Source organism: Sutcliffiella horikoshii, from assembly GCF_020524325.1.
In the GTDB taxonomy this organism is placed as follows: Bacteria; Bacillota; Bacilli; order Bacillales; family Bacillaceae_I; genus Sutcliffiella_A; species Sutcliffiella_A horikoshii_D.
In genome coordinates, this window is sequence record NZ_JAIVKY010000002.1 from 62,626 (window position 1) to 83,227 (window position 20,602).

Here is a 20,602-nt window from a genome sequence, read left to right on the forward strand (position 1 = left end):
ACAGGAAGCGAAAACAGCCAATGGATACATGACATGAAAATGGCAGCCTGCGACATTCACCCCTCCTTTCAATGGTATGTATGGTGCCTATGTTTTCATCTTTGGATCGAGTGCATCACGCAAGCCGTCACCTAAAAAATTTATGCATAGGATTGTTAATAGAATGGCAAATCCTGGTGGAGCCCATACCCACGGCTTAAACTGCAAGATTGTGATAGAGGTAGCCTCGTTCAACATGTTCCCCCAGCTTGGGATGGGCTGCTGTACCCCGACACCAAGAAAGCTTAGAGCAGACTCTGTTAAAATCGCTTCTGCGGTCTGGAGTGTCGCCTGAACAGTAATAGGCGCCATGATGTTTGGCAAGATATGTTTTCCGATAATAACTAAGTTATTCTGACCAAGCGCCTTGGAGGCTTCGATATACTCCATTTCTCGGAGTCGAAGGACTTCCCCACGAACCAATCTTGTCATTGTTGTCCAGCTCACAAGTCCAATTACAATCATGACATTATAGAGATTAGGTTTAAGTAGAGTGGCAACGGAGATGACCAGGAATAATACCGGAAAACAGATGACGACATCCGTGATCCTCATGACGACTACATCAACCCACCTCCCGTAATAACCGGCAAGTAATCCCATCACAATTCCAATAAAAGATGAAATACATACTGCTACCAAGGCCACACTCAAGGAAACTCTTCCTCCGTAGATGATACGACTGAGCAAATCCCTGCCGAGGCTATCGGTACCTAGCATATGCTCTGAATTAGGAGCCTGCAGTACATTAATTAACCCGAGATCGTTTTCCTGGGAAGTATAAGGATTATATGGAGCGATAAGTGGGGCCATTAGAGCAGACAGTATCAATAACGCTAATACGATGGCACCAAATAACGCTAATTTGTTTTTCTTAAAACGGTTCCAAGCTGCTTGCCGAAATGTTTTTCTTTTCCATTCAGGCTTGCTGGGGAGCAAAGGTGGTTCATTTTGTATTTCCACACTTCCATTCATTCGGCTTCCCTCCTTTCATTAGTTGTATCTAATTCTTGGATCAGCCCAAGCATAGAGAACATCGGCGAGCAGATTTCCCATAAGAACTAGAATAGATGTAAACAGATTCAATGCCATAATAACGGGGTACTCTCTTCCTACAATTGCCTGGATACCCATGCTTCCCATTCCCGGCCAATTAAAGATATGCTCTGTAATATACGCACCACCAAATAAGAAAGGTATGGAAAGGCCAAATATAGTAATTACCGGAATTAGTGCATTCCTTAACGCATGCTTTACAATGACCACTTTCCGGCTTAACCCTTTTGAATCTGCTGTACGAACAAAATCTTGATGCAGCACCTCTAAAAGACTTGACCTCGTAAATCTCATCACGACCGCTACTGTTGGCAAAGAAAGAACAACGGCAGGGAGGATAATATGTTTCAAATGATCTATAAAAAGGGGCAACCCGGTCAGATTTGCACCTATTGAGGTCATTCCGGAAGTCGGGAACCATCCAAGCTTCAAGGCGAAAATAAAGATCAGTCCAAGCCCAAAGAAAAAGGATGGGATCGAAATTCCGATAAAGGCAAATACCGTAAGAACATAATCTGGTAGCTTATAACGATGTGTCGCAGAAAATACCCCAAGAGGCACACCGATTACAAACGCCATGATGAAGGCTGAACCGGTAAGTGTTAACGTCGCAGGCAGTCTTTCCAGAATTAGATCACTTACAGATTGTCCGGTCTTAATGGTATATCCAAGGTTTCCTTGCAGGATCTCTTTCAACCAGCTGAAATACTGAACAATTTTAGGTTGGTCAAATCCTAGGTTTGCTTGTGCTCTTTCCATTTCTTCCATTGATATTTTTGGATTAATCATTGTCTGCATGGGATTTCCCGGAGCTAGCTGCATAATAAGGAAGGTAAGAATTGTTATTCCAATCAGAATGGGAATGGCATGAAGAATCCGTTTTGCAATATAAACTCCCACGAGCTTTCACCTCCTATCGATAAATCAAGTGGCTGGAATGAGAATCAGTTCTTTTTGACGCTCTGTGAGAAATTCCGCACCATCTTGCGTCACAAGAACATTCTCTTCTACAATAAATTGAAGTCCTTGATCAGTGAATAAGGTTGGTTCTAACGTGAAGACCATCCCTTCTTCCACTTGACCATAAGGTGAAGACCCGTAACGAGCCCATTTCGGGCCAAGCAATACCCCTCCATCATGAACATCTCTTCCAATCTGATGACCTGTTGCGTGAGTTATCTCTGGATAGCCATTTGCTGTCAGATGTGTCCTGGCTATTGCATCCACTTGATGGCCAGTTACCCCAGGCTTTAGTCCTTCAGCAGCCTTTGTGATTGCCTCATAGATGGTGGCGAATGCACGGTTCACATGCGATGGAGCTTCTTTTTCCCCATTTTTCAGGAAATAGACGGTTCTAGCAATATCAGATACATAGCCATCAATGTCAATGCTAAAGTCCATAATAAGCAGGTCCCCTGGTTCAATCACTGCATCACTCGGAGAACGATGCGCAATCCGTTCCTTCAATACAATCGGCATGGATAGTGCACGATCGATTCCATTGACAACATGATGACGTTCCATTTCATCCACGAACAATTGACCAACCTGTTTCTCACTTAATCCAACCTTTAGTTTACTAATAATTGAATCATAGATTTTATGCGTTAATCGAATGGCTCGGTAGATTGTGTCTACTTCCCTGTCAGTCTTAATACTTCTCAATCGACATAAGAATGGCTGGGACGATACAAAATCACCTGTGAAATCTTCCTCGAGCGTCTCCTTTAGCCAACGAAAACGTCCAACAGTCAAACCGTCAGCCAGATGCTCATCTTCTGAATAATTGAGCGCTATCTTTTTTGGCTGAAATCGTCTAACCACATTTTTCAAAGGTTCTGCCAAGCTAGTGGTATATTTAATTACCTCCTGAAACAATCCTGATTCTTCAATGTCCTGTGCATCTATGGAACTGCACAGTGCCAGCTTCTCTCCTGTTCTCGTCAGAACAAACGCTCCGGGCCCAACCGTTTTGACACCAGTAACAAGATTCAGACAAGGATCACTTCCTTCACTTGTCACAATTAACCATAGATCGATGTCCTGCTGGTTTAAATACTGAACTGCTTGTTCCATCTTCTCAAAATTAACAGAGTACTTCATGGTTCCATCCCTCACTTCCTGCAAATTGATTGTATAAGCAAAGAGAGTACGTTCGTTCCGAAAAGAAAGGACTCTCTAGTAATATTTTCATTATGGTTATGCACTTTCTTAAGAACACGGACAAATGAATCCTTTTCTGTTAGCGGAGAAAAACCATAGATAGCGGACCTTGTATCTCCATAATAACGTCCATCCGTTCTTCCAAGTGCAAGAAACGGTAGGAGTGTTGCTTTTGAACCAGCATCCTTTAACGCCTTTCCCATCATTTCCAGATAAGGGGAATCAAGTGCACACTCAAATCCTTCTTCTAAGCTCGTAATCTCAAATTCTACGTCCACACCTTTTAGAGCCTCCGCCATCCATCTTGATAACTGCTCCTTAGTTATCCCAGGAACAAGGCGAAACTCCAATTCGACCTCCGCAAGATATGGAATGGCATTCACCACAGAGCCTATTTCTAATTGATTTACAAATGGTCCTGAAGTTTCCATATACTCCAACAAATCCACCAACAACTTTTCATCCTCTGTTTTTGAAACGAAGCTTACATCTTTAATTCCTAGGACTTGCTTATATTTGTTAGAGACCTTGGTTGAATGCTTCGGATAGGACCAGGAGAGAAGGCGTTCCATTGCCATAGCAAGAGTGAGAATAGCTTGATTTTCAGGGGGACAGGACGCATGGCCTCCCTGCCCTCTAGCAATGACCTTCACTTTAGCTACCCCTTTTTCACCTGCCGTAAATAGCAGATAAGTGTGACCTTTATAATTTACTGTGAATCCTCCACCTTCATTAATTACCATGCCTTTTTGAAACAACTCCAGATGTGTTTTTTTTAGAAATTCCATCCCCTCACTGCTACCATTCTCTTCATCGGCAGTTGCCAGCAAATAAACATCGCGGTTCAACGAATCCTTCATCCTGGCCAATTCAAGAAAGGCACTTACCTGCATCGCCGTCAGCTGTTTCGTATCAAGGGTTCCTCTACCCCAAATCACACCATCTACCTCCACTCCCGAGAATGGCGGTTGTTCCCACTTGGCTTCTTCTACCCCGACTACATCAAGGTGGGAGATTAGATAAAGAGGCTCTTCTTCTCCACCCACAAGCTTCGCTACTAGGTTCGTTCTCCCAGAGGTCTTCTCGTAAAAATGAACCGGGATACCTACTTCGAGCAGAATTTCTTCCAAATACTCCGCAGCCTCCCGCTCTTTTTTCTCTCCATTAGTTGTATCAATTTTTAATAGTTTCTTGAAAATGGTCAGTGCCTGCTGTTCTGTTTCTTCCAACATTCTCATTGAACGGCTCTCACACATAAGGAATCGTAATCAAAGAGGTTTGACGTTTGCTTAATATCTTCGGCCCATTCTCTGTCACGAGAACATTTTCCTCAACAAGCATACAAGGAAGACCCTCATCCTGTATGACGGTAGGTTCAATCGCGTACACTTCCCCTATCCGAATTGTCCCTTCGACAGATTTTCTTGGAGGAGTTCTTCGCGGTCCAAGGATTGTTCCACCATCATGTGTTTCCCGTCCTACCTGGTGCCCGACAGAGTGACGGATTGTCGGATACCCATGCCGCTCGATACATGCTCTTCCGACCGCATCCACTTCATAGCCTTTTTTTCCTGGTAATAGTGCCTCAATTGATTCCGTAATGGCTGCAAATGCAGCTTCAAAAGCAGCTGTCACATCAGCTGGCGGTTCCGTTTCCCCTTGCTTCAACAAATAGCAGGTACGGGCAATGTCCGAAACATAATCCTCATACTTCAAACTAAAATCAATGATTACAATATCCCCTGGTTCTGCCACATAATCGCCTGGCTTTCGGTGTGCCAATCCATTTCGAACCGTGCAGACAAGTGGAGGATCATAAGGATTCCCTAGACCATTCGTCACTCCGCGTTTTTTCATTCCTTCAACAAAAAGCTGACCTATCTCCTTTTCTGTCATTCCATGCTTTATCAGCTGGAAGACTTCCTCGTAAATGTCCGTCGTCAAATCGATTGCACGCTGCATCGCTTTCAGCTCGGAAGTAGACTTCACACTGCGAAGCTCTTTTAAAATCTCCTCACTGGAGGTTTCTTTTTTCTGCAATTCCTCTTTTCCAAGCACCCGCTCTAACCATCTGTACAATCCAAGCGTCAATCCATCACATAAATGGTCATCCTTTGAAATATTCAACGCGAATCTTTTCGGATCTTCCTTTTTGTATTCCTGCAAAAACACATCATCGATAGAAGCTTCGTAGATAATTACTTCTTCAAAAAGTTCCGTCTCCACATACGCCTCCTTGTCACTTACTGACGTTACCACCTTATGTCGACCATGCCTGTTCAGGAAAATAACAGCCTGGTGAATCGAGCGCGTTCCCACTAAAAGAGGAAGACTAGGATCGGTTCCTTCCCTTGTCACAATCATCCATGTATCAATATTATGCTTGTTCAACAGTACAACAGCTTGATCCAGTTTCTCTTTTGAGATTGTTCGATTACTCGTTTTCATGCAAATCGCTCCCTTCCATTCCTGTAAGTGTTCCATATAATACTTGAATGCCAAATTTCAATGATTCCAATGGCAGCCGCTCATCCACACCATGCACCATTGGTAGGACCCTTTCAAAAGTCATATCCGGTAGCATTGGTGAAAAACCATACACCTTACTTTGTAGGTGCTTGACATGCCTGCCATCATTGCTTCCAACCGACAGGAAAGGAACAACGGTAGCATTTGGTATGTATCCTTGTAATACAATATTCATCTGTCTAAATAGACTGCTTTCAAAGGTAGACTCATAGCCCTCCTCAAAGCTTTGTATCTCAAATTCGATATCTCTCCCAGCTATCAATCTTTCAAGCTCTGTTTCTATCTCTTTCTTGGTAATTCCCGGTACAGTCCTACAATCAAGAAAGATTTCACAATCTCCTTGGAGCTCCTTGTTTTTTCTTCCTCCATTCCACTTAGTAACCGTAAAGGTCGTCTCTGACATCGCTCTGAACAACTGATAGAGGAAGGGACTTACATAAGGTTTTAAAAGCATTAATTGTTCCTCATGGGAAAGGAACTCTTTTGTTGCTTCATCCTGTACACTTGCCGTGAGCGTCTCTATTAAACTTTTCGTAGTAAGTGGTAAATCTCCAGGTAGCTTTAATGATGAGGCAATTTCCTTAATAACTGTAGAAGCCATCTTCAATTCTTCCTGCAAGGGAAAATAAGGGTTCTGCTCTATCTTCTTCGGAAAAGATAATCGGATGCGGCATACTCCTTTTTGCCCTGTTTCACAAAGATAATAGTGATGATCGCGGATTGTTATTGGGAATCCTCCACCTTCATTCAATACATATGCATTTTTAAACATTCCCTCATATTTTGGAAGAATTGCCTTTAACCCATGCACGCTGCCATTCTCTTCGTCCGCCGTCGATACAAGAACTATATCAAAAGGAAATACGGCGCCCTCTCTCTTTAAAAGGAACAAGGTCATAAGGTGCATAATTGTAAGTTGTTTCGTATCAATAGTACCTCTCCCCCAAAGCACATCATTTATGATTTCCCCTGCAAAAGGGTCAACAGACCAATCCTGCTTTCTAGCTGGAACAACATCAAGATGAGACAATAGAATAATTGGTGTATGGAACGTCCCATTGTAAGATACAATTAGATTCCCCCTATTTTCTCCAGTCTCTTCCACCCGAGCAAACAGGCCATTTTCAATCGCCAACCTAGCCAGGTATTCAGCTGCAGGAAGCTCATTTCCACACGGATTAGAGGTATCAAACTGTATCAACCTCTGCAAGTACAAGGTAGCTTCTTCCTTCACACTCATCCAGTCCATAAATTGCCCTCTCTGTCGTTTGAATTTTCAAATTATTTAAAATAATAATAACCTCTCTTTCTTACTAAAGATGTTAACTATTTAACATCCTTGCTAAGTTTTTAGAAAAGTCTGATAGAAATCCTGACACATAAAATAAGAGAATAAACTCTTTTTCTTATAACTGGGACAAAAAAAAGAGCAGTATTTCTGCTCTTATATTAAAAACAAGTATTAAATTTACAGATGATCTTTATTTTATCCAATTAATCTTTACCTTTCACTTCAACCACAAACAAATAATTCCTTGCAACCCTAGAGTTCCATTTAGTAGCTATTTTATAGACATATACCCCGTTACTTTCAGGCGCAGTAAGTTCAAAATTAGTCAAGACTACATCCTCTTCCTGAAGAATTTCATCTTTCCAATACGATAAATAAACCTTTTTTGGCACTTCATGATAATTAATTTTGATTAATTCATTGGGCTTTACAACCATCCGCTCTATATCTTTGTAATCTTGTGGAGGCTTTTTGGTGTCTATCTCTTCTATTGGTATACCAGAAAAACCTATGTAATCTATATTCTCACCATCAATGGTTATATCTGAACTTACACTAATATCAGAATTACATCCTATCAAGTTGAATAAAAAAACAAGTATTAAACAGTTACAAAGAAAAGAAGATATTATCATTCACTTCCCTCATTTTAATATAAAGTTTACTTCCCAGTATTTATAGCCGTTTCACTGATAATGGAACTATGTTTGAGCCGACCCAGCCACTTTTCCGATTCACTTAAACTTCTGGTAATTCCGTTAATTTCTTCGTGGTATTCTAAACCTTCAACAGGAGCGTAACCGATTTCTAGTTTTGCTATTCTATGTACAATCATTGCCCATTCAGCATCTGTCATTTTTTCTTTCGAGTAGTCGTTTATATATTCTGCACTTTCTCTAGAAAACAAGCAGGATCCAGCTGTTATATCAACGTTCATTCCCAACTCCAGAGAACAAATTTTGTTTGTAATCTCTTCCGTTAGAATCCATTCCTGTGGGTGTGTATTCATTGCTCTTACTGAACGGCCTAAAATAAGATAGTCGCAACTCGGTATATTAGAGGTTAATAATTTCAGCTCATCAAGATGGTTTGCGCCCCAAGTTAAAAGTCTGTCCAGGTCGCAGTAATGATAATAATCACCATGACCAGAAAGTCCTAGGCTGACCACTTCCCTCCTTGCTGCAGCCGCTCCTTTTTTAGGAATTACCTTTACTTTAAATCTACTTTTTTGAATATGGTCCAAGAGTGTATTAGATGATTCATCACTAATAGTGATATATAGTTCTGTATAGATATTCTCCAATTCTGTTTGCAATTCCTTAAACAGCTTAATGTTTTTTCCCGAAGGATCGTGTGTAACTGTTAGGAGTGCTATATTTGGCAATTTGTTCACCTCAAATTATGAATTACGCAATGTGTTCAATTTATATAACTCTACTACCTAGACCCAAAATCTAGCTTTAGAGAAATCATCGTTTATCCTTAATTGTTCTTTTCTTTATTCTGTATATAGATCTGCTGTAATGTTAGGTGAATATCATTCAAAATGAAAAAGATAAACAATAACATAACAAAAGTTATTATCTCACCCGTAAAAAAAGACACTGCCCCAATAATTATAAAGAAAACTCTATACATCCAATTAATTTCCATATTCAATCCCCTTTTTAACAAAAGAACCTTAGTCATTCATTATCCTTCTGTTTTTCTTGATTTTGTTTCTTTAATTCTAACTCCTTTTTATTCTCTTCATCTATTTCTTCTTTTGTTTTAGGAGAAGCTGTAGAAAGTGGAACATTTGGTACGGTGATGTCAACAATGTATCTAACGCTGTTTTCATAATCCATATAATGAGATTCATCTTCCGTTTGGTCAAAACCTAGTTCCAATATTGTATCTTCTTTGTTTTTGAATTGAATTTTATACGGAAGCATTGCAATATCTGCCGTGTCAGATATCTTTTCTCCATCTGCCTTATTTAACTTAGTAACCAGGTCATCAATGGAGCTAGTATCCTCCATAGTATGTATAAGGCTTTTATTCTCCCAATCATAAACCTCTATTCTGGTTGCACCCTCAAGATTCAGGTTATTGTTTCCACATCCCATTAACACAAAAGACAGTAAAAGTACCATAGATATAATTTTTATTTTCATCATCAACCCTCCTACCTTAACAGTCGGTCCGTTGAGACTATAAGTCACAGTCACTTCATATAATCCTCGACTAACTCATAGCATCTTTCTTCCGTTAGGTTCGCCAGCACAGCTACGTATTCAAGTTGTTCTTGGGTACCACCTTTAAATTCGAGCGATGCTTCTAATGCACGATCATCTCTAAATTTTATCCAGTCCCTTTGTTCTTTTCTTAATTGACTCATTTCTTTTTCAGACAGTTGCTCCCTTAATACACCATAAATCTCATTTAATAATTCATCCCAAAGTTCCCATCTGTCATTTTCCACCTTTTTCAAGGCATATGTAGATGAATCGGTTGGTTCCAATTCTTCCGCTTCTTTTTTAGTATCATCTAATTGTTGGAGATACGTTTCTTTTAAACTAGAAGGCGCTTCTTCCTTTTTTACTTCAGCTGGTTCATTGGTAGATAGATCCTCGCTTTCTATTAACTTTCCATTCTTATCGTAGTAAATATAATCATATGAAAAATCCTTCTCCTCTTTAGGCAGCTCTAGCCAAGTTGTCGAGTTTTTGTATAGGGAAAACTCTTCAACGTATACGTGTTGATTGGCACGCAACTCCATTTTTGAGATTTCGTTATCATAAGTTGCAATGGTAAGAATCCATAGATTGGAATGATTGTCCATCCTATTAGTCAAGTGGATAAAAAAGTGGGAAAGGGGCTCTCCTTTTATTTCAGCAGAAATCCATATATAATTACCATACTTATCTTTTATAAAGTGAATGTATGCTGGAAGGTTATTGCTTAAAAATGCTACTAACCTCTCATCCTCTACATCTTTGATATCTATAATATCTATTGAAGTGTCTGCGTACATATCTATTGACTGGATTGTTTGGACAATGGATTCCTCATCATTTCCATTTTTGTAAAAGGAACTATTGAGGTAGTTATAAGCTAAAAAACTCACTCCTATAACCAATGCCACAAACCATAAGAACAGCTTTCTATTTTTCATTTGCATTTTGCTCCCCCTAAAACCTTGAAGACTAAATTAACGATTCCCCTCTTCAATTGACATAAATATTCTTGAATACATTTCTTTAAGATGCTCATCATTCTTTATGTCATTGTGAAGACCAAATCCCCAATGTTTTAATGTATCTCCTTCTTGTGAGATAAGAACACCCACCGCATAACTCAGGCCAGCTGTCCATTCTGATGAATTGTCGTACTCCAAATCTTTTTCAGTAAAAGGAACAAAATTATCCGTTCCAATAAAGTAAAATGGAATGCCAGAGACTGAGTAAACATCTGCGAATTGGTCTTCAGCCGCCTTCGAAAGATTATTCTCTCTAATAAAAACAGCATCATAAGAACTCAGATCTTCAGGTGTCATTTCATCAAATGTTATTTCTGTAAAAGTTACTTGTTATTCTTTTATTTCAGGTGGTTCTCCAACAACTGCTATGTCTAAAATTCCCCCTTCATACAAGTTAAATACTGGATTTTGACTACAAGCTGTTAGTGCAAATACTAGTAATATAAAACAATATGTTTTTATATGTGTACTCACTTGCAATCTCCTCTGCATTAAAATTTTTCGATCATCTTAATTGTTAAATTCTTAATTCACCAATCTTTCCTAGAATATATCTACATTTATCTTTAAAGGCTTTGGTTTTATGTATTTCATCAAAACACCAGAATATAAAAGCTGACAAAATTGCAGGAAGCATTATAAAACTCTTGAATGCTGCAGTTAAATTTTCAAAATATAAAACATCCCACTTCCAACCTAATATTGTCGGTACTAAAATAAAAACCACCGCGAATAGAAGGTGAATAAACATGGCAATCAAAACCCTAAAAAAACCATCAATACTTTTTAGCAGATAATCAGCAAATAAAGAAACTGGTACACCATAGAATAGTAAAGTGGGAAGCAGGTACATCTGTATAAAAAGACTAAAAGCCATTTCATCAAATATTGTAAAAATGACAAAAACCATTCCCGTTGTAGTTAAGGATGTTAATATTTTTTTGAATATCATCAAACTCCCCCTCTTTACGTAATGTTCCGTTTGTATAATCTATAACAATCATCTCAAATTCCCAGTATTTCCACAATAAGTAATTAATTAAATGGACTAAAAATAAAAATGAGCACTCATCCAGGTCTAAGGATTGTGCCCATTATTATTTAACTAACTTCCATATTGAATTTAGATTATGAGAATAGGAGAATAGTCTAAGGATGAAACTAATTGATTGATTCTTCTGTTTCCCTTATTACCATCCATTTCTCATTAATGAATTTCCAATTTTCTATGGTAAATAATCGAGCTAATACATTCTCATCTTTAACAATTAATTGTTCATAGAACACTACTGCATTTTCGTAATCTCTTAGTCGAATGATTCTATTTTCAAACCGCTTGTTAGCACCGTAGAAATGCCTAACAGATTGTTCCATACCTTCAATAGCTTCTTGTCTCGTGAAAAAAATTGGTTTTTTACTTCCATCATTAAAAAAGGATACATAATAATCATCGGACATTCTATCTACTGAGGATGTGTCCCCTGAACTCATGGCATAGTTCCAATCACAAAGAAATTCATCATGCATTTCTTTGAATTCATTTAAGCGGTTTTGTAATTCAAGCATTTTAACACCTCACTTTTAATATTGAGTTTTAATAAAAACTACAGATCACATCCAATTTCAGAATCTTTGAGTGGGAAATTAAATATACATCGCCTGTAGCAAATGCTTTAAGACCAATCAACGCCACCCCAAGAGGATTGCAACTTGCGCAAAAGGACTATTTGGCCGATATGGTATGTATCGTGCATCATAATATTGCTGAGTAAGCGCTCAGTAGAATACCGGTTATCTGCATACGGAGCTTTTAACTTTTCATCGTCAAGGTCCGCTATGAACCTTTTTAATTTATTTATGACTTCATTAAGGCGCAGCACTGGCTGGGGCCACCCAATTTCGTCTTCTGGATCCCCCTGATTTCCAAAGGTTTCTTCATTGTCTTTTGCCTTATAAGGATTTTCTGTTCCCTGAATTCGATGGATTACATCTTCATTCCAAAATATCAAGTGGTTGACAATCTGCCAAATCGAATTGCTAATTCCAGAACTTGTCCATGCTGCCTCTGCTGCAGTGACTCCTTGAAGCGCCTGATCCATGGATGCAAACCACTCATTCTCATGGCAATGCATATCGAGTTGTTCTAAAATCATTTTTGTTACAACTTGCATACAACCAATCCCCTCATTTTTTAATTGGTTCTTCATGAATACTAATTGGTGTAAAAACGAATAGATAGTGCATTGACAGATCTCTCAAACTCAGATATCTTTATTATTCTGATTTTTAAAAATCGATAAAGGAGTGTATTCAGATGGAAATTAAGGTATCTGACTTGGTTGAAGCAAAACGTCAAATTGACTCTACGCTTAACAAATTAAGAGAAGCTGTAAAAACTCTGGAAGGTAAAGAAAATCCTAATAGATATAAATCTCAGATTACTTTAGCCAAAAGGAGAATTGAAGCATTTGAGATTTCATTGTTCCTTATTGAAAGAAAAATAATGGAACTTGGTGAATAATATGATTTTCAAAAGTAAAAAGAAACTACAATAATTTTGACATATAATACTCATCATAAGCTCTATCATTTATCATAAGTGAGTTTCTTTTCGTTCCTTCTATATCAAACCCACTTCTCTTGTAGAGTGCTACACCAGACTCATTTTCGGTCACAACTGTTAACTCTAACCGTGAAATGTCATGATTTGAAGCCCACGTTGTAACATGTTCAAACAGTTTTGTACCTATTCCTTTTCCTCTATGTTCTTGTAAGATCCCTATTACAAGATATGCAGAGTGCTTTGTTCTTTTAGTGCTTCCGCCCATAACAAATAAGTATCCAATCAATTTCCCATTTTCTTCTGCTACAAATATCGTTGAATTGTTTTGCTTGTCCATTATTTCTATCCGTTTTTGCTGTTGTTCAAGAGTCATTTCTCTTTCCCCTGGCTCCATAAGCATAAAAGCAGATGTACGCTCAACTTCCTTTATTAAGATTAATAGGTTTTCTGCATCTTGCATTCTAATTTCTCTAATTAGCATTCCAAACTCTCCTCCTCCCTATGTCAGTCCAACTCTTATGTATGGAGCTATCCATTGTACTGCAATTGCTCCATTTTATTGAACACAAGGTTTTCGGGTTAAATACCTTATTGCATTGAAATATACAGGCTGTAAAGTGCAGGTATTAACAAAGCTAGAGCTAGGCAATAAGCTGCTGCTAATTTAGACTGTCTTATAAGACGTTCATCGCCTAATTTTAAATGTTGGAAAAAGGAAAGGCTGAAATAAAGGCAAAAAGCGATCAGTATTGAAGTTAGAAGTCCTAACCAGTTTTCTGTTCCAATTAAAGTTAGATAAAACATTTAAACACCTCTAAATTGAGAAATCACTACTAGCAAACCATGCCCAATTCTATGTAAGTAACGAGGCACTTTGCAGCAAATGCTCCAAGTATATTAAGGAGTAATTAAGCTATTCTTGTCTGTTTATTTGAGTAAAAAGTGATACCAATCAATAAAGCTATAAGTACCGTAACAACCAATGCATAAATAAAATAATCCAAAAACAATTCCTGAGACCATCTAACACTATCGGTAATAATCCAATAACTAAGTTGATTTGAGATGGCAATACCATCATGGTTCCCGCTGCTCGCTTTATAATTCAACCACAAACTTATTGTAGATATACTTGAAAGTACTAAACCAACAATAAGCGTAACAGTTAGAGGACGCTTTACAGAAAAATATTTCACCAATCCAAAAGTTAATAAAAGTAATGCTGCCGATATTAATATAAACATATAAAAACCTCCACCCACGTTACTTTTTCTTTTTTCATATATAATCGTTATACTGCCATACTGCGTAATACCAAGTATGGCACATTCTAATTAGTTGATTTCCTCAACTTTATACACAGGAATCTCGATGTCTGCCGCTATTTCTGAATTCAACGAAAATGAAGCAATAGCTTCAAACTCATAAGTTCCTGGGTTTAACCTGGGCATTTCTAACACATTAAAAGTTACTGTGTGAGGTTTATTTTGGAAAAGTGTTGTTATTAATTGTGGATCGTCCATAGCACCATTAAATTCAAAATCCCCATCTTGTTGATAAACATTAAAGAAGAAAATTTCCCCACCGTGATAAATATCTATTGCCGCTTCTTCTCCCGTATAAGTAATGGTGCCATAAATATCAAGATTTTCTTCACTTTTTTCAACAATTATTGAAACTTTAAAGTCATCTACATGCTGAGAGTTTTGATATACGATTCATCTTTTACATTCTCCTCACTGTTATTACTTTTTACGAAAACAAATAGTCCGAAAGCTAAAACAATAATCAACAGAATGTAGCTTAGTAGAAACTTCATTTAGTAAACCCCTTTGCTCCACAGTTTCCAGAAACCTTCCGGCTATATGTTTAAAAACCTCTTAGCCTCACTCTTATTACTTATTACTAATATTTTATTACTATATATACCAAACTTATTATGGAAGTTTGGTTTCCCTACTTGCTCAAAATGTCTATTCCACTTAAACATCTTTAAGAATATTTTAAATGTTGGTTTGTAGTGTGACTTTTCCAATCCGAGTTTTTGTAAGAAGAATCTCTTTACAATTCGATAAGTTCTCACTGAATAGTTTATATCTAGAAAGATAATTAATTCGGCATTCTCGATGCTATCAGACACCCACGCATCATTATGAACCCCCTCTATTATCCAGCTTTCATTATTTATAATTGTATTCAAATATTTATCTCTTTCTTCTTCACTTCTTCTAACATCACCATTTTTCTGCCTAATCCAAACGACGTTATCTAATTCATAGAATGGAATATTTAGCTTAATGGATAAGACTCTCGCTAAGGTTGTTTTACCGCTACCAACTGATCCTATGATATGAATTTTATTAGGAATATTCTTTTTCAGTTTTGTTCTGATGAGACACTCAGTCATTATTTCTTACCTTTTCGTTCTAAAAATATCGGTGTTATATTCAGAAAGATAGAAACAATTGTTAAAAACCACAATGCCCACTCCATACCAGGTACTACATCCATTAAAGCTGCCCAATCTTTCACTTCTACCCAATCCGATACAAGACTGTATTCTGCACAAAGCGTCAATGCTGTAAATGACAATCCCAACGCCATAGCAAGCTTATAATCCTAACCTGCTGCATACATATATAAATTTATAATTGTTACAACTATTGCAATAATCCCAAATATTACCCACATAAGTCTTTACTCCAATATTTTTAGTTTAAGTAGCTTCTCACACTAATCTAATCTATTGTCTAATACCAATTATTTCATAATCTAAAAATTCCTACAATAAGTTATTCTTCGTCCAGGCCAAAAAAAATAAACGCTAATCCCTATTACAGGGGATAGTGCCTCTTCAAATACAATACTTCATGCTTAGTTTTTAAGACATTCGTAAGGATCAATCCTGATGGATTCCCAGTTGCCTTCAGTATTCTTTTTGAATTGAGAAATTAATACATCTGTATCATTTGTTAATTGATAAAAGATAAAACGGTAAACGACTCCATCCGTACCAATAAAATCTATTGTTTTAACGTAACCGTCTTGTTTTGCAGGTAACTGCTTTTTTATTAATTTGCACCATTCTCCATACATAATAGCAACTACGGCTTCCGCATCATGTTGCCACAGATGATAGGCTGCACAAAGGAAGTCTTCTCCGTACAATTTCATCTGGTCAATTTTGTATAAGTTATGTTCTTTTTTTAATTGGACATAGCCATAATAGTAAGCAAAATAGGTGACACCTTTTGATGAACCTTCAATGCTTTCCAACTCAATGAAATAGGGAACCATGCCGTTTTCATCTGGCAGTCTGTTCAACTTAATTAAATTTAGGTGTCCAATTCCAGCAAACGATTGAAGATATTCATCATAGGAAACTCTATTTTGATAGTCTTTAGTAAAAAAGTTATAAGCAATTGGAAATGGCAATTTTGCCATCCCTACAGTTCCGCACCCACCCAACTGGTTTTGGTTGAGGTTTTCTGCCTCTCTTAAAATACTAAAGTAGTTTAAAATCGTTTCGTAAGGATTCCGGGTTAATGTTGCAGGTAGTTTTATCTCTTTGTAATTTAATTCATAATAGGGATCAAAAAATTGGGTGTTTTTAAAAAGGGTATTTTTTATAGGGAGGCGGGAAGGACGAAAATATTTTTCGGCATTACTGTTAGTTATTGAAGAAGTTTTGTTTCGTTCAACTGGCTGTTCAAATGTTTGTGGTTCGTAATGGGATCCCATAATGAGAGTCATTTCTTTTCTTGGATAATGTTTGAACGCACGATTTATCCACTTTGTAAAGTGTTTCAATTAAACTCCCCCTACAAGAATATACTGCTTTACCTTATTCATTTTCTTGTAGGTTTATTAACGTTCATTTTTGTATAAAGACTATTTGACCTCTATTACAAATGCTTAGAGCGAGTCAGCTTCTAAATTATCATAGTTCCATCTTGCATCTATTTCATAATAGTACACACCTTGTTCAGAAGGCGTTACCAAAGACTGGTTATACAATTTTTCCTCACCTTGTTTCATTCGAGCTATGGAAATATTGCTTGGTCTAGGATTGTAATGAAAGCTGATGTTAAATTTAGAAGCTCCAGGAACTACTATTGGTTCTACTTTTTCAACAATTTCTGGAATAGAAGGGTATTTAGCACATTCATACCAACAATAAGTTCCCCTTACAACAGTAATATCAACTGAGTCTATTTAAACATCAGGAATTGTGGTTTAGTCCCCTCTAATTTGTTTCCTGAACAACTTGCAGTTATTACAAGGATACTTATTGCTATAAAAAACATCAGCTTTCTCATGCACCAATCCCCTATCAACATGCAATAAATATAAAACGCCTCAATCCTGCGCAATTCAAAAATAAGGAGCGATCCCACTGATCCTATTATGGTGTAACCGCTCGTAGTTAGCCTAAACAAGAAAATGTTATTCCCCTGGCATATAGCCAATTACTTTGTTTGTATCTGCATCAACCAGTATAATCGGTGTACTAGCTACAATGTTTTCTTTGTCTTTAAATGAAACAGAGCATACTTCTTTGCCTTTATAATTCTTATATAACAACTCATAATCTTTATTAACTATAACTTTCGTGACTGTTGCACTTTTCCATTCTTTTTTGGCACTATTACTCCAACCATTTTCTTCTAAGAAGTTCCAAGCTATTTCTTTAATCTTCGAATAATTAGATGAGATAATATTGTTGATTTGCTTAATTGAACTAACAGATAAAGAGTAAATCGTATGTGTATCCTCTGTATTCATGATTGTTCCAGATTTTTCGTCAGCCCACAGGAAATAAGTTTCCTCCCCAATTTTAATTTTATATTCAGGGTCTGCCATATCGACAATACCTGGTTGTTTTTTTGAATTACTTACTGCTTCTTTAATCATTTCAATTGTTTCTGTATCCTCTATAACTAATGTTTCGGAATTGCTCTCCATTGGTTCAATTGTTATCAGTTTTAAACTTTCACTATGCTGCTGACAGCCAAATAAACTAATTGATATTAGAAATAAAAATAAGACCAAACACATTTTTTTTATAAATAAAACCTCCCTGTCAGTTAGCACAATAAGGAGCTACAGTAACGACACCTACAGTTATTGCATTAAAGCTCCTAGATTGCGTAATAAGATAATGAGTTTACCCTTCAACTATCGCAAGGTATTTTTTTATTTTTCCTGGAAATTCAACAATTAAGATATCCCCTCTTTCTTTAGTGGTAAAAATCTTTGAACCAACAGGGAGTTTATTCGACATTTCATCTTTAAAATCTGTATTAGTATCATTTTTTGTTTGTATTTCACCAATTTGAACATCTTTTGTTAAAGTTAACTCTTCTACCCAATCAATATTAGTTTTGTAGATTACTCCATCATACTGAAAAATATCCGCTTCAGAATCTAATGTTAAAACTTCCTCAGCATCAATATTATCACTTGATACAGTTGTAGTTCCCCCTTGATTGTTGCATCCTGTAATCATCAATAAAGCTAAGATTATCGAAACATAGAATAACTTCTTTAAAAATTCCAATTAACCTACCCCTTTTATATAGACATAAATTATCTACCAAAAGTTACATATTATTAAACAAATGCTGCCCTTTTCTTATGATTGGAGTAGCACTATACACTAAATAGAAAGAAATCTAGAGTGCGATAGAAATTCTACTAATACTAATATGTAAATTGGATCGGAGAGTTAATATTCTCTTCTGTCACAATAAAAAAGATAGTGTAATTTTCGAAATCTAAGTGAAGAAATTTCATATCATGATTGGATAACCCCACTGGAACTTCTTCGTTTTCATTAACAATCCCCCATACATGGGAATCACCTTCTATTTCTGTTCCAGCATTCCACCAAATACCTTCTTTAACAACAAGCTCTAAAGAAATCCTATGGTGGTTTCTTAGAGTATTATCCAAAAAGTAAAAAAAGTAAATTGTCTCCTTCACCTCATATATAATAATGTCACTATTTTCTTTTAATTGAGTTTTTAAAACGTTTTCTTCTGAAAATTTACTGTTTATAATGTTTTCTATATCTTCAACATAATAATCATTATCTTCTACATTTGATGTACAGCCAAAAAGTAGAGTAATACAAAATAACTGAATAATAGTTTTTATAAATTTGATAATAACTCCCCCCTATTAGAGATACAGACCTACATATTGCGTTACAGTCCTAGATTCTGGAAGAAAGCTATTTTTTAGTTATTTTAATTTTTTTCGCAATGTACTGCCCTTCAAATACTTTTATCCACACTTTAACCTCTTGATTTTCATTCAAATCTTGAATGCTACTTATTTTTCCTGATACTTTAGTATTCTTCAAAAAATAAATTTCAGGAGTAAATGGTTCCTCTTCTGGATTTACTTTTATAGGATATAGGATAAATTTATTCTCTTCTAATTCTCCTACTATACCTCGATGATCTGGTTTAATTACATACCATCCTGATAGGAATGCCACAACAACAACTATGAATATGGAAAGTGAAATTAATTCTTTTTTCACTCTATTTGTCATCGTATTCTCCCTCCCTTATTCTTTAATACTGCCCTAATCCAAAGTAAGAAGCGATAAGCTATGCTGCCAACGCTACTATTTAGTTTAACAAGAGCTTAATTTAGATTTGTTTTAATATTCTTTTTATAAACGTCCACTTTGTTCGCAGTAAATTTTAAAAATTGTAATTCTTCGTTGATTATGAGCTCAATATTAATATAGATTGGCAAATCGATTTCTTTAACCATATCTTCTAAAGCATAATATTCATTTTGTTTATCGTTATAATAAACAACAGAACTAATTGATACCTCGTCCCCTTCGATATCAAGACTGCACATCATAGGAAATTTTTCATCATTATTAGTGTTTAATTCTCCTAATACAATTGAACCGTTCAACTCTTCTGTAAAGTTCCGTTGTTCAGAAGGGCTTACCCACGTCTCGTCTTGTTCTTCATATTCTTCTTCATCTATTGTCCACTCCCATATAGGAAATTCTTTTAAGTCTTCAATGGTTAATTCATATACAGGTTTACTTTTTTTCATAAAATCATCCTCCACTTCTCATTTTTCTTCATTACAGGAATGCTGCACAATACTTATCTAAGGAGCAAGCCTTTTTTCGGCAATCGCCCTAGATTGTTCAATATCCTTTGTCTAACTACATTAATTTAAAACCCTGTGATACTAAATCTTTTATTGTTGGGCTTACATAAGAATTGCATTCTTTTTCTTTTGGAACATTCTTTTTAATCCACTTTGAAAGTGTTTTATACCAATCATCCAGTTCTAGTGATTTCTGAACAAGTTGATTTTCGACATCCCAATATTTCATTTCCACCCAAAACCTTCCGCCACTAATCTCCTTATTCTTCCCTACCTCTCTCGGTTCTTGAAAACTCAATGACGGGGGATGCGGTAGAATCGATTATCTTTCTGTTATTAGGAAGCGTTATAAATTTCAAGTCACCTAAATCTGCTTTATAAAGATATAATTTGAACCATGCTTTTACCGAAAAGGGTTCAGGTAATGATGTTACACTTTTAGGCTTAGGATTATCGCCCTCAAATAATATTTCTCCACCATTGGTGATAACATAATGAACTAAGTCTTTTTCAATTTCTTTATCTATATAAAATGTAATTTGTTTTCCCATATCACACCTCGGAAACTTCT

The 20,602-nt window shown here is 36.5% G+C and carries 29 protein-coding genes; 1 reads left to right on the plus strand and 28 read right to left on the minus strand.

Annotated features, from left to right (window positions below; translation table 11 throughout):
* Nucleotides 1-87: 87 nt before the first annotated feature.
* The 15 genes from opp4C to LC091_RS01610 form a co-directional block, all read right to left on the minus strand.
* The gene (gene opp4C, locus LC091_RS01540) at nucleotides 88-1,014 is read right to left on the minus strand and encodes an oligopeptide ABC transporter permease (RefSeq protein WP_226679968.1); all 927 of its coding nucleotides are present in this window, start codon (nucleotides 1,012-1,014) and stop codon (nucleotides 88-90) included.
* Nucleotides 1,015-1,032: 18 nt separating this feature from the next.
* Nucleotides 1,033-1,995, minus strand: coding sequence for an ABC transporter permease (locus LC091_RS01545; RefSeq protein ID WP_226679969.1), 963 nt, complete (start codon nucleotides 1,993-1,995; stop codon nucleotides 1,033-1,035).
* 24 nt (nucleotides 1,996-2,019) lie between these two features.
* A complete protein-coding gene (locus tag LC091_RS01550) occupies nucleotides 2,020-3,171 on the minus strand; it encodes a M24 family metallopeptidase (protein WP_226679970.1) in 1,152 nt (383 codons plus the stop codon).
* Nucleotides 3,172-3,209: 38 nt separating this feature from the next.
* Nucleotides 3,210-4,496 carry a M20/M25/M40 family metallo-hydrolase gene (locus tag LC091_RS01555; RefSeq protein WP_226679971.1) on the minus strand — a complete coding sequence of 429 codons (1,287 nt, stop codon included), beginning with the start codon at nucleotides 4,494-4,496 and terminating at the stop codon, nucleotides 3,210-3,212.
* A 10-nt stretch (nucleotides 4,497-4,506) separates the two neighbouring features.
* A complete protein-coding gene (locus LC091_RS01560) occupies nucleotides 4,507-5,706 on the minus strand; it encodes a M24 family metallopeptidase (RefSeq protein ID WP_226679972.1) in 1,200 nt (399 codons plus the stop codon).
* Nucleotides 5,693-7,036, minus strand: coding sequence for a M20/M25/M40 family metallo-hydrolase (locus LC091_RS01565; RefSeq protein ID WP_226679973.1), 1,344 nt, complete (start codon nucleotides 7,034-7,036; stop codon nucleotides 5,693-5,695). Before LC091_RS01565 ends, LC091_RS01560 begins: the two co-directional genes overlap by 14 nt.
* Before the next feature lie 245 nt (nucleotides 7,037-7,281).
* Nucleotides 7,282-7,713 carry a hypothetical protein gene (locus tag LC091_RS01570; RefSeq protein ID WP_226679974.1) on the minus strand — a complete coding sequence of 144 codons (432 nt, stop codon included), beginning with the start codon at nucleotides 7,711-7,713 and terminating at the stop codon, nucleotides 7,282-7,284.
* Between the two features lie 26 nt (nucleotides 7,714-7,739).
* The gene (locus tag LC091_RS01575) at nucleotides 7,740-8,462 is read right to left on the minus strand and encodes a hypothetical protein (protein ID WP_226679975.1); all 723 of its coding nucleotides are present in this window, start codon (nucleotides 8,460-8,462) and stop codon (nucleotides 7,740-7,742) included.
* Between the two features lie 301 nt (nucleotides 8,463-8,763).
* Entirely contained in the window at nucleotides 8,764-9,237 is a 474-nt protein-coding gene (locus LC091_RS01580) for a hypothetical protein (RefSeq protein ID WP_226679976.1), read from the minus strand.
* A 47-nt stretch (nucleotides 9,238-9,284) separates the two neighbouring features.
* A complete protein-coding gene (locus LC091_RS20470) occupies nucleotides 9,285-10,241 on the minus strand; it encodes a lysozyme inhibitor LprI family protein (protein WP_319003623.1) in 957 nt (318 codons plus the stop codon).
* Between the two features lie 30 nt (nucleotides 10,242-10,271).
* Nucleotides 10,272-10,616: a hypothetical protein gene (locus LC091_RS01590; protein ID WP_226679977.1), complete on the minus strand. Its 345-nt coding sequence runs from the start codon at nucleotides 10,614-10,616 to the stop codon at nucleotides 10,272-10,274.
* 33 nt (nucleotides 10,617-10,649) lie between these two features.
* Complete coding sequence (locus tag LC091_RS01595) at nucleotides 10,650-10,793, minus strand: hypothetical protein (protein WP_226679978.1); 144 nt, start codon at nucleotides 10,791-10,793, stop codon at nucleotides 10,650-10,652.
* Nucleotides 10,794-10,836: 43 nt separating this feature from the next.
* On the minus strand, nucleotides 10,837-11,271 hold the full coding sequence (locus LC091_RS01600; protein WP_226679979.1) for a hypothetical protein: 435 nt from the start codon (nucleotides 11,269-11,271) through the stop codon (nucleotides 10,837-10,839).
* Between the two features lie 209 nt (nucleotides 11,272-11,480).
* Complete coding sequence (locus tag LC091_RS01605) at nucleotides 11,481-11,885, minus strand: hypothetical protein (protein WP_226679980.1); 405 nt, start codon at nucleotides 11,883-11,885, stop codon at nucleotides 11,481-11,483.
* Nucleotides 11,886-11,992: 107 nt separating this feature from the next.
* The gene (locus LC091_RS01610) at nucleotides 11,993-12,490 is read right to left on the minus strand and encodes a DinB family protein (protein WP_226679981.1); all 498 of its coding nucleotides are present in this window, start codon (nucleotides 12,488-12,490) and stop codon (nucleotides 11,993-11,995) included.
* A 143-nt stretch (nucleotides 12,491-12,633) separates the two neighbouring features.
* On the opposite strand from LC091_RS01610, the gene LC091_RS01615 reads away from it, so the two are divergent.
* Nucleotides 12,634-12,840 carry a hypothetical protein gene (locus LC091_RS01615; protein WP_226679982.1) on the plus strand — a complete coding sequence of 69 codons (207 nt, stop codon included), beginning with the start codon at nucleotides 12,634-12,636 and terminating at the stop codon, nucleotides 12,838-12,840.
* Nucleotides 12,841-12,865: 25 nt separating this feature from the next.
* Here LC091_RS01615 and LC091_RS01620 read toward each other — a convergent pair whose 3' ends face one another.
* From LC091_RS01620 to LC091_RS01675, 13 genes are all read right to left on the minus strand, one after another.
* Nucleotides 12,866-13,363 (minus strand): GNAT family N-acetyltransferase, encoded by a 498-nt coding sequence (locus LC091_RS01620; protein WP_226679983.1) that lies wholly within the window; start codon nucleotides 13,361-13,363, stop codon nucleotides 12,866-12,868.
* 427 nt (nucleotides 13,364-13,790) lie between these two features.
* Entirely contained in the window at nucleotides 13,791-14,126 is a 336-nt protein-coding gene (locus LC091_RS01625) for a hypothetical protein (RefSeq protein WP_226679984.1), read from the minus strand.
* Nucleotides 14,127-14,572: 446 nt separating this feature from the next.
* Complete coding sequence (locus LC091_RS20310) at nucleotides 14,573-14,701, minus strand: hypothetical protein (RefSeq protein WP_264179193.1); 129 nt, start codon at nucleotides 14,699-14,701, stop codon at nucleotides 14,573-14,575.
* Between the two features lie 42 nt (nucleotides 14,702-14,743).
* Complete coding sequence (locus LC091_RS01630; RefSeq protein WP_404819644.1) at nucleotides 14,744-15,289, minus strand: AAA family ATPase; 546 nt, start codon at nucleotides 15,287-15,289, stop codon at nucleotides 14,744-14,746.
* A complete protein-coding gene (locus LC091_RS01635) occupies nucleotides 15,289-15,486 on the minus strand; it encodes a hypothetical protein (protein WP_226679985.1) in 198 nt (65 codons plus the stop codon). Before LC091_RS01635 ends, LC091_RS01630 begins: the two co-directional genes overlap by 1 nt.
* A 270-nt stretch (nucleotides 15,487-15,756) precedes the next feature.
* On the minus strand, nucleotides 15,757-16,692 hold the full coding sequence (locus LC091_RS01640) for a hypothetical protein (protein ID WP_226679986.1): 936 nt from the start codon (nucleotides 16,690-16,692) through the stop codon (nucleotides 15,757-15,759).
* A 636-nt stretch (nucleotides 16,693-17,328) separates the two neighbouring features.
* Nucleotides 17,329-17,934, minus strand: a complete 606-nt coding sequence (locus LC091_RS01645) for a hypothetical protein (protein ID WP_226679987.1) — start codon at nucleotides 17,932-17,934, stop codon at nucleotides 17,329-17,331.
* A 115-nt stretch (nucleotides 17,935-18,049) separates the two neighbouring features.
* Complete coding sequence (locus LC091_RS01650; RefSeq protein ID WP_226679988.1) at nucleotides 18,050-18,442, minus strand: hypothetical protein; 393 nt, start codon at nucleotides 18,440-18,442, stop codon at nucleotides 18,050-18,052.
* A 143-nt stretch (nucleotides 18,443-18,585) separates the two neighbouring features.
* The gene (locus LC091_RS01655; protein ID WP_226679989.1) at nucleotides 18,586-18,837 is read right to left on the minus strand and encodes a hypothetical protein; all 252 of its coding nucleotides are present in this window, start codon (nucleotides 18,835-18,837) and stop codon (nucleotides 18,586-18,588) included.
* Between the two features lie 280 nt (nucleotides 18,838-19,117).
* Nucleotides 19,118-19,444, minus strand: coding sequence for a hypothetical protein (locus tag LC091_RS01660; RefSeq protein ID WP_226679990.1), 327 nt, complete (start codon nucleotides 19,442-19,444; stop codon nucleotides 19,118-19,120).
* 95 nt (nucleotides 19,445-19,539) lie between these two features.
* Nucleotides 19,540-19,971, minus strand: coding sequence for a hypothetical protein (locus tag LC091_RS01665; RefSeq protein WP_226679991.1), 432 nt, complete (start codon nucleotides 19,969-19,971; stop codon nucleotides 19,540-19,542).
* Between the two features lie 115 nt (nucleotides 19,972-20,086).
* On the minus strand, nucleotides 20,087-20,260 hold the full coding sequence (locus LC091_RS01670; protein ID WP_226679992.1) for a hypothetical protein: 174 nt from the start codon (nucleotides 20,258-20,260) through the stop codon (nucleotides 20,087-20,089).
* Nucleotides 20,261-20,291: 31 nt separating this feature from the next.
* Complete coding sequence (locus LC091_RS01675) at nucleotides 20,292-20,582, minus strand: hypothetical protein (protein WP_226679993.1); 291 nt, start codon at nucleotides 20,580-20,582, stop codon at nucleotides 20,292-20,294.
* Nucleotides 20,583-20,602: the final 20 nt, after the last annotated feature.